Here is a 13524-nt window from a genome sequence, read left to right on the forward strand (position 1 = left end):
ATGGAAAAGAACAATAAGGAATTGGATTCTATAATAAAGGTAGAAAATTTATGTAGAAGTTATGTTACATATAAGCGTGGAAGTGGATTTGCTTCAAGTATTAAAAGTTTTATTAAAAGAGATAAAGTATATGTTGATGCAGTTAAAAATATAAGCTTTGAAGTAAAGAAGGGTGATATTGTAGGTGTTTTAGGTCCTAATGGTGCTGGGAAATCTACAACTATTAAAATGCTTACGGGAACTTTATATCCTACATCAGGAAGTATTTCCGTAATGGGATATAATCCTTGCAAAAAAAGAATAGAATATGTAAATAAAATGGGTGCAGTTTTTGGACAAAAAAGCCAGCTTATTTTTGACATTCCTCCAATTGATAGTTTTAAAATGAATAAAGCTATTTATGGAATACCTGATGATATCTACAAAAAACGTTTAAATATGATTGTAGAATTACTTGATTTAGGAGATATTATCATGCGTCCAACTAGGGTTTTGTCACTTGGAGAAAGAATGAAGTGTGAGTTTATTATGTCCATGCTTCATAACCCAGATATTGTTTTTTTAGATGAGCCCACCATTGGTCTTGATGTTATTGCAAAACAGAATATACGAGAATTTATTAAAGAAATGAATAAAGAGGGGGTAACCTTTATATTGACTACACATGATTTGGAAGATGTAGAAAAGCTAGCTAAGAATGTGATAATCATAAATAAAGGAGAAAAAGTTTTTGATGGATCTATTGATACTTTGAGAAAAACCCTTGGTGAAAAAAAGATAATAGAACTGACTTTAACAGAAAGCAATAGATTTTTCAATACAATAGATAATACTTATTTTATGAAAGGCACTCAGTTGATTAAAAAAGTAAATGATTATCAGATTATACTTGAAGTAGATACAGATATCTTACCAATAAGTAAATTTATGGAGCTATTAGTGAAGCAGTGCAGCTTTTCTGATATATCAATTAAGGAACTTCCTATGGAAAAAGTCATAACTAAAATTTATGAAAAAACTAAGTGAAATATTCAAGGTTAAGATGTATAAATAAAAAATAATATAAAAATTCTTATTACAAAAAGGTGATGTAGAGGTGAAAGAAAGAAATTTACAATTAGATATACTAAAAATTATGGCTTGTTTTGCAGTTGTAGTTATACATGTAACTGGAATAATTACTTTTAATATGAAGAGTAACTATACTATAAATCACACGTTATATTATATGGCAGGTTTTGCAGTTCCGATATTTTTCATTGTTAATGGATATTTTCAGTTAAATAAAGAAAAGGTTAATTATACTTATGTTATGAAAAAAATAGGTAATATTTTAATTGTTGTTTTTGTGTGGAATTTAATAGTATTTTTATTATCAAGAGTTGTTACAAATAGATTTTTAACAGATTTGTTATTATCAAAAAAGACTACTAATCCATTTTCTATGACCTTGAATAGCTTAATACAAAGAGACTATTTCTGGCAGTTTTGGTTCTTTGGATCAATAATAATTATCTATGCTGTGTTACCTTTATTGATTAAGTGTTTCGCAAGTAATAAACGTGCTATAGTTATTACTGTAATATTTATTGTATGTTGCTTAATAGTAGATTCACTTAGTATATCTAGAAGTCTTAATAAAAAACCTATTATACAAATTGGTGTTATACAAACCCTTAGATTATGGACATGGTTTGCATATTATTTATTAGGTGGATTACTTGGTAAAACAAAAATTAGAGAATATATACTAAATAAAATTTCAGGAAAGTTAAACATTTTTATATTTGTCCTAAGCAGTATTATTATAAGTGTTTATCAATATAATATGGCACATAAATATTATCACGCTGCATCTATTGAATTTTTCTATGATAATATTTTTGATTTCATTTGGGTTATTAGTTTATTTTTCTTGATTTATAATCACAAGTTTAAAGTTAACTCAGGAAAATTTATAGGTTTAGTAAGTGATAAAATAATGGGAATATATATTGTGCATGTTACTGTACTTAATGTATCCACACATTTTTATAAGTTTAATACTCCAATAACTAATATACTTTTGATATTTATTGTTTTTGGAATTTCATTAGCTTTAACATTAATAATTTCTAAAATTCCAATAGTTAATAGATTAATTAGGATTTAAAAATATAGTATTCTATACTCATATTTTTAGGACTGGATTGTAATTGCCGAATTCTGTGATAATATTAAATTATAATAATATGAAATGTAATTACATATACTAAGATTAAAATTAATAAAAAAACATTTTTGTGAATTATAGTAATTAAATTTTCTACAATATTTATTATAATCAATTGTATTTATACATTTAGAGGTGATTATTATGCATACGGATCAAAGATTAACGGAAGCTTATAAAAGTGCAAGAATAGAATATTTTGACGAGAACTCAAAATATGTTTTTTTTAGCGATTGCCATAGGAGCAATGGAAGTAATTCTGATGAATTTATAAAAAACCGTAACAACTACTTATTTGCACTTGAATACTATTATAAAAATGGATTTACTTATGTGGAAGCTGGAGACGGGGATGAATTGTGGGAGCATCCTCATTTTAGAGATATAAAAAATGCCCATTCAGACGTGTTTGACATGCTAAAAAGATTTTTTTATGAAGACAGATTGATTATGTTATATGGCAACCACAATATTTACCTAAAAAATCAGGAATATGTAGAAAGTAATTATTATACATACTATAACAACTATGAAGAAAAGAACTATGATTTTATGAAAGGATTAAAACCTTGTGAAGGACTAGTTCTGAAGCATAAAAAAACTCAGCAGGAAATTCTTGTTGTTCATGGACATCAGGGAGATTTTTCTAACGACCAGTTTTGGGTTCTATCCATGCTTTCTTTAAAATATTTTTGGAGATATTTGCATGCATTGGGTGCTAAAAGTCCCTCTAGCCCGGTTGGAAATATGAATAAAAGGCATAAGATTGAGAAGAATTTTGTAAAATGGATAAAAAAACATAAAAAAATGATTATTTGCGGGCATACACACAGACTTAAATACCCTAGAAATAACGAATTACCATATTTTAATATAGGATGTTGCCTCTATCCTACTAGCATAACGAATATTGAAATTACAGGTGGAGAAATTCAGTTGGTTCAATGGAAAGTTCTACCGGATGAGGATGGTGTACTTCAGATAAGAAGACAAATTTTGCGGGGGCCAAATCCTATTGAAAAATACGATATTAGTAAAAGTGAATTAAATGAAAATTAGAGATAAAAAATTTGGATGACTTATTAACCTTAATAGGTCATTTTTTGTCTAAAATTTAGTGTTAATATAAGAAAAATATGGTAATATAGATTTGTTATTTATATATGAGGTAGGGGGTCAGTGAATGACAGTTAAAAAGCAAGAATATAACATATCAAAAATAGTATTAATATCAATAGTTATAAACTTAATACAAGTGGTGTTTATAACTCTATTTATTTATTACAAAAATAAAAATCCTTATATGCTTGAGGGAAACTTTATTATTTATGTTATAGCTATAAGCATAGGTGTTAACAGCATTATTACAGGAATTATATTTTATAATCTTTTATTAAAAAAGGGAAGTAATAATTTAATTGATACCATAAAGGATCTTGAATCATTTAATAAAACTTTAAGAACTCAAAGACATGATTATTTAAACCATATTCAAGTTATTTATTCGCTTATGGAACTTGAGGAGTTTCTAGAGGCAAGAAACTATATAGAGCCTGTATACAAAGATATAGTAAGAATTAGTAAGGCTTTAAAAACTTCAAAACCAGCTGTAAATGCACTACTTCAAGCAAAGTTACAGATGGCAGAAAAAAATGAAATAGATATGGAACTAGAAATAAAAAGTGATTTGAAGCATCTTAATATGGAACCATGGGAGTTTTGTAGAGTGATAGGCAACATAATAGATAATGCTATATATGCTTTAAAGCTAAAGCCAGATAATAGGTATATGCTTGTTGAATTTGCCGAAGATGTGCAGAATATCAAAATAAATATATCAAATAATGGATATAGTATACCTAAGGAAATTATGGATAATATATTTAAAGTAGGAGTTACCACTAAAGGTGATAAGGGAGATGGTATGGGGCTTGCTATAGTTAAGGAAATTGTTGAAACATTTTGTGGCACAGTAGTAGTTACATCAGATGAGAAAAGGACATCTTTTGAAATAGTTATACCTAAAAAAGGCATATAAATGACATTTGGGCTTCAAAAGTGTATAGTTTAGAAGTTTCATATTACGAATCTTTATTTTTGATAGTATATTATATTTATAAGGAAACTCGACTCACAGACATTCGCTTAGTAAGTTCAAGTTTCCAAATATAAAATGTGTACTTTCACTTATAGTAAGGAAGGAGGTATAAAAACATGAATGTATTTTTACCGGATATGACAGTTCTAACAATTTTACTTCTAATTATAGGCTTTGGGTTGGTATTATTAGAAATGCATATTCCAGGATTCGGAGTTCCGGGAATTGCAGGTGCTATATTTTTAATACTTGCAGTAGTACTAACAGCACAAAATTTTGCACAAGCATTAGTTATGGCATTAGGAATCCTCGCTATACTAGGGACTATGTTAGGTGTGGTTCTGACGTTTTTTACAAAAGGGAAACTATTCAAACCATTAATACTATCAGATGAACAAAATAAAGAACATGGATATATTAGTTCTTCAGATTTGGATTATCTACTCGGAAAAAAGGGAATTGCAATTACAGACTTAAGACCAGCAGGATCTGTAGATATAGATGGAGTTAAGTTTGATGTGGTTTCTGATGGGGAGTATGTTTTAAGTGGCGCTAAGGTTGAGATATTTAAAGTTAGCGGGGTAAAGTTATTAGTTAAAAAAATATAAATTAATATTTAAAGGAGAGATTATTAATGATTACAAATTTACTTATAATAGTTATAGCAGTAGTATGTTTAATTTCCGTATTTCTTACATTTGTACCACTAGGACTATGGATATCATCTTTAGCAGCTAATGTTAAAGTAAGTATATTCAATTTAGTTGGTATGAGACTTAGAAGGGTTGTACCTTCTAAAATAGTAATTCCACTTATAAAATCAACAAAGGCTGGGATGGGGCTCAATGTCAATCAATTAGAAGCTCACTATTTAGCAGGAGGAAATGTGGATAATGTAGTAAATGCATTAATTGCAGCCCATAGAGCTGACATAGACTTGAAATTTGAAAAGGCAGCTGCTATTGATTTGGCAGGTAGAGATGTTTTAGAAGCCGTTAGAATGAGTGTTAATCCAAAAGTAATTGAAACACCAAATGTTTCAGCAGTTGCAAAGGACGGTATAGAACTTCTAGTTAAAGCTAAAGTTACAGTTCGAGCTAACCTTGAAAGGTTAGTTGGAGGAGCTGGAGAAACAACTATTTTAGCTAGAGTTGGTGAAGGTATAGTAACTACAGTTGGTTCCTCTAATAGTTATAAGATAGTACTTGAAAATCCAGATGCTATTTCAAAAACCGTATTAAGTAAAGGCTTAGATGCAGGTACAGCCTTCGAGATTCTGTCTATAGATATAGCAGATATAGATGTAGGAAGAAATATAGGAGCTCAACTTCAAACTTTACAAGCAGAAGCTGATAAAAATATAGCAAGAGCTAAGGCTGAAGAGAGAAGAGCAATGGCGGTAGCGAAGGAACAAGAAATGAGAGCTACTGTTGTAGAAGCAGAGGCAGAAGTACCAAGAGCAATGGCTTATGCACTTAGAGAAGGAAAACTTGGAATAATGGATTATTATGATATGCAAAATGTTATTTCAGATACAAGTATGAGAAGTTCAATTTCTAATGCAGGAAATAAAAATAAGAATTTAACTACTGATGATACGGGAATGAAAGATAAAAAATAGTCTCCTAGAGGAGCGTGGAAAATATGAAATTTAATGATGTAATTCATATATTAGAGACTATTATAACGGGTATCAATGATCCTAGATATATGAAAAATAAGCTTGGAGAAAGTGATATTTTCAAATATGCAAAGGGTATTGGCTTAAATAATAGTATGAATAATAATATTAATGTAGAGAATGAAAGTATCAATAAAGAAAATAATAAAAGTATTCCTTTGGAAGATAGTAAGTATTATAATGATAATAAAAGTAATGGGTACTATAATGAACAACAAGATACTTGTTTAGGTCCACAAGGGGTGATAGATTCTATTACTCAGGAAATGACACCAGTTAGACTAGAGCAGGCGATTATACTTTCAGAAATAGTTGGAAAACCAAGAAGTAAAACTAGAAAAAAAAGAAGATTTTAAAAACAAATAGGAGAATTTTGCTATGGATATAAAAGTGCTTATAGTCGATGATGAAAAAGGAATGAGAACCATAATTGAAAAAATATTAGATAAATCTGGTGGTTTTGAGGTTGTGGGAGATACAGATAATGGGGATGAGGCTATAGTAATATTTAAGGAGCAGCGCCCCTGCGTGGTGTTCCTTGATGTTCAAATGCCTAGTGGTAATGGTATAGATTGTGCTAAAAGGTTAACAGATATAGATCCCAAGACTATAATTATTTTTGCAACAGCACACTCGGAATATATGTCTGATGCATTTCAATTATATGCTTTTGATTATTTGATTAAACCATTCAAAATAGAAAGAGTAATGCAAACTTTAGATAGAATAAAAAAGTTAAATAAACCTAGCTATGGAGATGGTATAGATAAGATAATAAAGCATGAAAAAGGCTTGGACAAGCTTATGATAAAAAATAAAGAAGGCATAAGTTTTGTGGATACAAAGGAAATCGTGCTAGTACAAAGAGAAGACAGCTCTACTGTTATATATACAAAAACAGATAGCTTTACTACATCTATTTCTTTATCTGACATTGAGGAAAAACTTGATAATACTCAATTCCTTAGAAGCCACAAATCATATATTATAAATCTATCATTGATCACAAAGATATATCCATATGGGAGATGGACTTATGTGGTTAAACTTAAAAATACAGAAAAAGATGCTCTACTTACCCATGAAAAGTATGAAGAAATAAAGAAACTTTTTAATTTATAAAGAATAACAATAAGGCACATGAAAATAAATAACAAGTCCAAAGTTGCCATGAATATTTTTCATCAGGCAAGGGGACTTGTTATTTTTTTGATTGTGCCTAAGATAAAACTCAAAACAAAAAGAGTATCTTCAAGATTGAAGATACTCTTTTTTACGCTAAAACACATTGACAATAAAAAATGCCAATGGTATAATAAATCAGTAAAGATGTATATAATTTAAGTATAGCATATATAAAAATATATGTCAATAGTTATTTTGAAAGGAAGTTAAAAAAATGAAAGAAATTATTAATTTATTTGAAAGCAATTTATTAGAAAAGCAAATATATAATGATATATCTAAGTGTAATGAACTTACGACTGAATATGGATTAATGCTTCAGGAGGAAGATGTAAAAGAAATTATTAAAACAAGAAATATAGCACTTGAAAAAAGCGGAAGAATAGAATTTAATGGTCAAATCATAAACAAAATTATTATGATTTTTTGTGATTCACCATATATATCACAACATAATTACAGTGATACAATAAATGAACTTGTAGAAATTTTTTATAATTATAAGAATGAAACTTTAGATTATATAAGTGATGATGAATTAATGGAAATTATGAAGGAGCATTTTGATAACTATTGTCAAGGTTCATTAGAACTTTTAGAGGGAAAAGTATTATATAAAATTGCTGATAATATAAGAAATGGTGTGAAAGATTATACAAATCTTGATAGTGAAAAGGATTGATAAGTTATGGATAACAGTAAAAGCATTCAAAAATATAGTTTTTCTATAGATAATAACTTAAGCGCGGAATTTTTTTTAAAAGATATTTTAGTAACTTGTTATGAGAAAAATCTGTTAGATGATAAGATTTTAAGCAATCTATCTTATGAGAGATTGGAAGTTTTAAAAGTACAATTGAAATATTATACAAAAGATGAGAGCAGTTCAGTTATGGTAGAGGTAGCGGAAAGTCTAATGCAGTGCATTGATTACACTTTAGGAGTTTATTTAAAGACTTTTAATAATATAGAATTAATATTAGAGGAATTAAAGAATGCAAGCTTAGCTGATATGTTTAAAATCGGAAATGATTTAATTAAGAAAAAAGTGATAGAGAGTAAAAAGCTACTAGAGGAAATTTGTAAAAATAAGTTGAAAGTTGATAATTATTCATATAACGATACTATAGATTATGGTATTCCATTATTTTTTAAAGAATATCAAGACTTTTTTGCAGCTCATGAAACTCCAGGATCAATAGATTATAGGCTTTACATGGATAATATGAACTATATAGGTATCGAGTATATAAGTAATTATTTAGAGACATTAAGTTTAGAAAACGAGTTTTGCTATAACTTTGATATTTGTGAAATCAATGAGTTATTAAAAGGGTATGATAAAAAATGCGAATTATTACTCATAAACATATTTGAACTAGTATTTACTAATTCACTAGGTTTAATAATTTGTGGTAAATCTCTAAAAAACCTTAATATTAATAGTATAGATAGAGAACAGATAAAAAATAGGTTAGGCAAATTATCATTAGAGGAATTAAAAGGAGCGTTAGTAAAATATGCAGAAAGATGCTGTGAAATTTTAGATATTAGAAATAAGATATTAGTGAATTATATTAGAAAGGCTACAGAGAAAATAACTTTATTGATAGATAATAGCATTAAACTAAATAAATTAGAAACAGTATTCTTATCATTTAAGGAGAATAATGATATTGATAATGAATTTATTGAATACATAGATGGTAAAAAATTAAGTAACTCGGTATTTAGAAAATTAAGTGAAAAGATTCGAGAATGTTCATTAGTTCAGGATAAAATTGAATTAATAAGAAATAATATTAATAGTCTAGAAGATTTAATAGATATATTAGATGCTGAATGTTTATTTGAAGATGAATATGTTATGTACTTTAAAAGCTTATCACAAATGGAAATTATTCTTTTATCCAAATATGTATCTGATTTAAATTTGGAAAATGAATACGAAAATGATTGGTATTTTGAATTTAATGATTATATATCAAGTTTAAGAGAAGAAGAACAAGTAATAATACAAAAGCATAAAGAAATAATACAATTAAATTAAGAATTTTCTGAAAACAAAGGGAATTGAAATTTTATGTAGAATTTATAGTATAGAGAGGATGTGGAATTATTGGAAAAGTATAAGATAGCAATGGGGACTTTAGTCGAAGTAAAACATATTGGCACAGAAGCTGATAAAAAGAATCATGGAGTAAGACTTTATGTTGTGGGGCATCATAAAGATGCAAAAAGCACACCTTTATATTCTTTAGGGTTAAAAGGGGAAACCAATGCTTTAAAAATGTATAATGGATATTATGAAGAAAATTTAGAAGTTATTGATAAAATATCTGTCGAATTAACTAAAGATGAAATAAATGATATAGTTCAATGGGGAAATACCTGTGAAGAAGAAGGCTGGCTTATTGATAAGGAAGTAAATTTAAAAGATAGATTAAGCAAATTTGTTTAATAAAAAATAGTATACTCAAGGAAATTATTTTTTAGATTAAGGGATGTGAAAGAAAATAACAAGTCAAAGATGCGATGTATATTTTGCGTCAGATAAGGAGCTAAGGTTTACTCATAGTAGGCTATTAGTGAAACTTGGCGACGCAGTATGACGCAAAATAGACTAGCATACTGACTTGTTATTTCTTTGAACATCCCTAAGACTGTTTAAAAGAGTAGATATAAAACAAAAGCTCATTATTACATTGTTTAGTAATAATGAGTTATTTTGTTCTGAATTACTTTTTTTCTTCAAAATGAGTTGGAACTGTTTCCTCTGGAAGTTTACCATCTAATGATAAATAATGGTGAGTAATTGGTTTTAAATCACTATCTAACTCATATACTAATGGTGTTCCAGTTGGAATGTTTAAACTTGATATACCATCACTTGAAATATTGTCTAAATATTTAACCAAAGCTCTTAATGAATTTCCATGTGCAGATATTATAATCTTTTTACCTGCTTTTAAATTTGGGACTATATTTTCATTCCATTCTTCTAAGACTCTTTTTTCAGTATCAGCTAGATTTTCTGTTAATGGTATTTGATTTTCATTTAAATCTTTATATTTAACCTCATGACCTGCATATCTTGGATCATCTTTAGTTAATTCTGGTGGTTTCACATTTACAAATCTTCTCCACTTATGAACTTGTTCTTCTCCATATTTTTCAGCAGTTTCTCCTTTGTTGAGTCCTTGTAATGCTCCATAATGTCTTTCGTTTAATTTCCATGATTTATATACTGGTATCCACATAAGGTCCATTTCATGTAATGCTATCCATAATGTTCTTATAGCTCTTTTAAGAACAGATGTGTATGCTATATCAAAAGTAAATCCATTTTCCTTAAGTATTTTTCCTGCCATTCTTGCTTCTTTAAGTCCATTTTCTGATAGGTCAACATCAGTCCATCCAGTAAATTTATTTTCTAAATTCCAAAGACTTTCTCCATGCCTTATTAATACTAATTTAATCATACTTTTTCCATCCTTTCTTTCCTTATCTATTAAGATTATTATAAACCTTTTTATTAAATATGTACACTTAAATGATAATTATTTTCAATTATGACCTAAAAAGATATGCACTTTTATATTTATAATTGAAAATATGATTATGTAGTGCTGTAGTTAGATATTAAATTACAATATAAAAAAGTAATTGCAAATTTACTCTATAACTTATATATTAGTTATATTAAATAAAAGGTTATGCCTAAACCTCAAAAGGCAATCGGAGAATAAAATGAGTGAATTATTAAAAACAATTACTGATAAACTAGAAGCAAAAGCAGCGAAATTTGGATTTAAGGGAACAGATAGTGTTCATGTATCCGTAGTACTTACGGAAGATGAACAAAAAGAATTTGAAACCATGAAGTGGGATGATCACTATTACTACGAAATTAAAAATAATGTGTTACATATGAATTATGTAGAAGAGTTAGTAGTTTTTTGTGAGGGATTAGAAAAAAAATTCAATATAACAAATCTAGAAATAAAATATGGAAAATTCAGATATGAAGATAAAGCAATATATCAAGTTGAAGATGCATTTCCAGAGAGACAAATTGATGGGACTATATATAGATCATATGCAATTGATAAAGACGGAAAAGTATATTTTATAATATGGAAACAATATGGTAAAGATGCAGAACATAAAATGTTTATAAGTGAAGATGGCAAAGTAATTGGTGATTGCCAAAATCGTGCAAATGCATGTAATTGGAGCGATTATACAATCGAAGAAGTTGTATTTTAATATTTATAGCATCTACACATTGAACAATAAAATAGTTTATATATGAAAAAAGACTTCGTTTAATTTGAAAACATACGAAGTCTTTTTTTGTATTATTTCTAAGTTTAATCTGCTAGAGCTTATAACCCATTTTAGAAATTTCTTCTGCTAAGGAATCTACACGCAAATTATATGCTAAGCCAAGAACAACTAATAATCCTCCTATAATCTTAGCAAAGGGTATTGTTTTAGTGGTTATAAAGTCTATAATAATTCCTGTAAAAAGTTGTCCAATAAATATTATCAAAGTAATGTAAAAAGTAGACATTTTAGTAGTTACAATGCTTGATAGTATAACAACAGCAATTCCAAGTACGCCTCCTAAATAAGCCCAAATAGGAATGTTATGAAGCGCATTTAAGGTAAATTTATCTTTAACAATAGCAAATAATATTAATGCAGATAATAATCCAGTAAAATAATTAAAAAAAGTAGAGCCCATTAAACCAACTTTTTCAGAAAGTCTAGTATTAAGAATTCTAGAGATTACAACGATAGCACCAGAAGCTATTGAAATTAATATAAAAAACATGTCATTGTCCTCCTCTTTAAAGAAATGTCATAATAGAAATTCCTATTATGATAATAAATAATCCAATAAACTTTTTCTTGTTAAAGTGTACCTTTGGCATACCTAAAAATCCATAATGATCAAAGGCTAGTGAAGCTATTAATTGACCTAAAAGCCCAAGGGCTACGGGGATAGAAACTCCAAGCACTGCATAGCTTAAGTTGTTAAACATAACGGTAAAAACACTAATGGCGCCAGCACTATAAAGATATAAGGGTAAGCTGTTTTTAAAAGATATTTTTATTTTCTTATAAAACATTATTCCTAAAATTATTACAAACCCAACAAGATGGATTATAACTAAAGAAGAATAATTTCCAAGTCCATCTGATAATTCACCATTAAAAGCTACCATAATTGCAACCAGGGCTCCAATTAATAACGATAAAAAATTATACATAAGTGTCTCCTTAATAAAATAAATTATTTTTTGATTGTGATTAATATCTGATTTAAGTTAATTTGTCTTTGCATTTATATTTTAAGCTATTATAATTGAATATATGTAGGACATATGTCATGTTTAAGAATTATATTTGGAAAGTGAAAGACAATAACAAGTTAACGATACAAAAATAGACGAGCATACGGATTTGTTATTTTTAAAATGTGGCTAATTATAGGAAAAGTATTTTGTGGAGTTGAATATATTGATTAAAATAGAAGATCCTAAGAAAATAGAAGAACTTATAAAAATATATGAAATGGATAAATTATTCTCTGATAATATGAAAGAGTACATGACACTGTATATGTTTAATACAAATGATTATATATGTAGGGAAGAAGAACAGTTAGAAAATATGTATTTTTTAGTACATGGAAAAGCTAAAGTATCTAAGCATTTAGAAAATGGAAAATCATTGTTAATAAGTTTTTATAGGCCTCTTACTATAATAGGAGATGTTGAGTTTATAGAAAATCAGGTTACAGATTGTAGTGTACAGGCTATAGAAGATACATATTGTATAGGGATTAATTTTGATATTGTGAGAAGTAAACTTACAAAAGATTGCAAGTTTTTATTAAACATATGTAGATATTTAGGCGATAAGCTTACGGATGGTAGTAATAATAGTTCAATAAATTTATTGTATCCTCTTGAAAATAGACTTGCTAGCTATATAATTGCATTTGTAAATACCCATGATGACAAGAGTAAGAAATTCATATTTAAAGAACGTTATAGGGAAATATCAGAATTACTTGGAACAAGTTATAGACATTTGAGTAGGACGTTAAATAAGTTTTGTTTAGAAGGAATCTTAAAAAAATGTGAAAAGGAATATGTCATACAAGATTTTGAAAAATTACTTTCTTTGGCTGGAGATTTATATAAATAAGGAACATAAAGCACTTGAATTGGTGAACTTTAGTTTTAGAGTATCAGGAACAATGAATAAGTCGGGTTGGGTAATATCTATAAGTATGTGTATAGTATTTACATTAATCAGAAGAGTGATATGGAA

The 13524-nt window shown here is 27.9% G+C and carries 16 protein-coding genes; 13 read left to right on the plus strand and 3 right to left on the minus strand.

Annotation, left to right across the window (positions count from 1 at the left end; translation table 11 throughout):
• From psyc5s11_RS11365 to psyc5s11_RS11415, 11 genes are all read left to right on the plus strand, one after another.
• Window positions 1-1026 carry an ABC transporter ATP-binding protein gene (locus psyc5s11_RS11365; protein WP_224037689.1) on the plus strand — a complete coding sequence of 342 codons (1026 nt, stop codon included), beginning with the start codon at window positions 1-3 and terminating at the stop codon, window positions 1024-1026.
• Window positions 1027-1096: 70 nt separating this feature from the next.
• On the plus strand, window positions 1097-2152 hold the full coding sequence (locus tag psyc5s11_RS11370; RefSeq protein WP_224037690.1) for an acyltransferase: 1056 nt from the start codon (window positions 1097-1099) through the stop codon (window positions 2150-2152).
• A gap of 204 nt (window positions 2153-2356) precedes the next feature.
• Entirely contained in the window at window positions 2357-3271 is a 915-nt protein-coding gene (locus tag psyc5s11_RS11375; protein ID WP_224037691.1) for a metallophosphoesterase, read from the plus strand.
• 124 nt (window positions 3272-3395) lie between these two features.
• Complete coding sequence (locus psyc5s11_RS11380; RefSeq protein ID WP_224037692.1) at window positions 3396-4250, plus strand: sensor histidine kinase; 855 nt, start codon at window positions 3396-3398, stop codon at window positions 4248-4250.
• A gap of 176 nt (window positions 4251-4426) precedes the next feature.
• Window positions 4427-4918 carry an NfeD family protein gene (locus psyc5s11_RS11385; protein WP_224037693.1) on the plus strand — a complete coding sequence of 164 codons (492 nt, stop codon included), beginning with the start codon at window positions 4427-4429 and terminating at the stop codon, window positions 4916-4918.
• A gap of 26 nt (window positions 4919-4944) precedes the next feature.
• Window positions 4945-5931: a flotillin-like protein FloA gene (gene floA, locus psyc5s11_RS11390; protein WP_224037694.1), complete on the plus strand. Its 987-nt coding sequence runs from the start codon at window positions 4945-4947 to the stop codon at window positions 5929-5931.
• Between the two features lie 23 nt (window positions 5932-5954).
• Window positions 5955-6347 (plus strand): hypothetical protein, encoded by a 393-nt coding sequence (locus tag psyc5s11_RS11395; protein ID WP_224037695.1) that lies wholly within the window; start codon window positions 5955-5957, stop codon window positions 6345-6347.
• Window positions 6348-6369: 22 nt separating this feature from the next.
• Window positions 6370-7113 carry a LytR/AlgR family response regulator transcription factor gene (locus psyc5s11_RS11400; protein WP_224037696.1) on the plus strand — a complete coding sequence of 248 codons (744 nt, stop codon included), beginning with the start codon at window positions 6370-6372 and terminating at the stop codon, window positions 7111-7113.
• Window positions 7114-7390: 277 nt separating this feature from the next.
• The gene (locus tag psyc5s11_RS11405; protein ID WP_224037697.1) at window positions 7391-7858 is read left to right on the plus strand and encodes a DUF6323 family protein; all 468 of its coding nucleotides are present in this window, start codon (window positions 7391-7393) and stop codon (window positions 7856-7858) included.
• Window positions 7859-7864: 6 nt separating this feature from the next.
• Window positions 7865-9226, plus strand: a complete 1362-nt coding sequence (locus psyc5s11_RS11410) for a DUF6179 domain-containing protein (protein WP_224037698.1) — start codon at window positions 7865-7867, stop codon at window positions 9224-9226.
• Between the two features lie 60 nt (window positions 9227-9286).
• Window positions 9287-9637 carry a hypothetical protein gene (locus psyc5s11_RS11415; RefSeq protein WP_224037699.1) on the plus strand — a complete coding sequence of 117 codons (351 nt, stop codon included), beginning with the start codon at window positions 9287-9289 and terminating at the stop codon, window positions 9635-9637.
• Window positions 9638-9914: 277 nt separating this feature from the next.
• On the opposite strand, the gene gpmA is transcribed toward psyc5s11_RS11415, so the two are convergent.
• Window positions 9915-10658: a 2,3-diphosphoglycerate-dependent phosphoglycerate mutase gene (gpmA, locus tag psyc5s11_RS11420; RefSeq protein ID WP_224037700.1), complete on the minus strand. Its 744-nt coding sequence runs from the start codon at window positions 10656-10658 to the stop codon at window positions 9915-9917.
• Between the two features lie 268 nt (window positions 10659-10926).
• On the opposite strand from gpmA, the gene psyc5s11_RS11425 reads away from it, so the two are divergent.
• Entirely contained in the window at window positions 10927-11445 is a 519-nt protein-coding gene (locus tag psyc5s11_RS11425) for a hypothetical protein (protein WP_224037701.1), read from the plus strand.
• 112 nt (window positions 11446-11557) lie between these two features.
• Here psyc5s11_RS11425 and psyc5s11_RS11430 read toward each other — a convergent pair whose 3' ends face one another.
• Complete coding sequence (locus psyc5s11_RS11430; protein WP_224037702.1) at window positions 11558-12016, minus strand: DMT family transporter; 459 nt, start codon at window positions 12014-12016, stop codon at window positions 11558-11560.
• Between the two features lie 16 nt (window positions 12017-12032).
• Window positions 12033-12455, minus strand: coding sequence for a DMT family transporter (locus psyc5s11_RS11435; protein ID WP_224037703.1), 423 nt, complete (start codon window positions 12453-12455; stop codon window positions 12033-12035).
• A 250-nt stretch (window positions 12456-12705) separates the two neighbouring features.
• Between psyc5s11_RS11435 and psyc5s11_RS11440 the strand changes: the two genes are divergently transcribed.
• Window positions 12706-13398 carry a cyclic nucleotide-binding domain-containing protein gene (locus psyc5s11_RS11440; protein WP_224037704.1) on the plus strand — a complete coding sequence of 231 codons (693 nt, stop codon included), beginning with the start codon at window positions 12706-12708 and terminating at the stop codon, window positions 13396-13398.
• Window positions 13399-13524 lie beyond the last annotated feature (126 nt).

The organism is Clostridium gelidum, assembly GCF_019977655.1.
Classification (GTDB): domain Bacteria; phylum Bacillota; class Clostridia; order Clostridiales; family Clostridiaceae; genus Clostridium; species Clostridium gelidum.

Bases quoted from the DNA above. Each gene is read 5' to 3' on its own strand.
- psyc5s11_RS11385 (WP_224037693.1), top strand. From the start codon at position 4,427: ATGAATGTATTTTTACCGGATATGACAGTTCTAACAATTTTACTTCTA.
- gpmA (WP_224037700.1), bottom strand. From the start codon at position 10,658: ATGATTAAATTAGTATTAATAAGGCATGGAGAAAGTCTTTGGAATTTA.
- psyc5s11_RS11375 (WP_224037691.1), top strand. From the start codon at position 2,357: ATGCATACGGATCAAAGATTAACGGAAGCTTATAAAAGTGCAAGAATA.
- psyc5s11_RS11430 (WP_224037702.1), bottom strand. From the start codon at position 12,016: ATGTTTTTTATATTAATTTCAATAGCTTCTGGTGCTATCGTTGTAATC.
- psyc5s11_RS11395 (WP_224037695.1), top strand. From the start codon at position 5,955: ATGAAATTTAATGATGTAATTCATATATTAGAGACTATTATAACGGGT.
- psyc5s11_RS11435 (WP_224037703.1), bottom strand. From the start codon at position 12,455: ATGTATAATTTTTTATCGTTATTAATTGGAGCCCTGGTTGCAATTATG.
- psyc5s11_RS11365 (WP_224037689.1), top strand. From the start codon at position 1: ATGGAAAAGAACAATAAGGAATTGGATTCTATAATAAAGGTAGAAAAT.
- psyc5s11_RS11400 (WP_224037696.1), top strand. From the start codon at position 6,370: ATGGATATAAAAGTGCTTATAGTCGATGATGAAAAAGGAATGAGAACC.
- psyc5s11_RS11410 (WP_224037698.1), top strand. From the start codon at position 7,865: ATGGATAACAGTAAAAGCATTCAAAAATATAGTTTTTCTATAGATAAT.
- psyc5s11_RS11380 (WP_224037692.1), top strand. From the start codon at position 3,396: ATGACAGTTAAAAAGCAAGAATATAACATATCAAAAATAGTATTAATA.
- floA (WP_224037694.1), top strand. From the start codon at position 4,945: ATGATTACAAATTTACTTATAATAGTTATAGCAGTAGTATGTTTAATT.
- psyc5s11_RS11405 (WP_224037697.1), top strand. From the start codon at position 7,391: ATGAAAGAAATTATTAATTTATTTGAAAGCAATTTATTAGAAAAGCAA.
- psyc5s11_RS11425 (WP_224037701.1), top strand. From the start codon at position 10,927: ATGAGTGAATTATTAAAAACAATTACTGATAAACTAGAAGCAAAAGCA.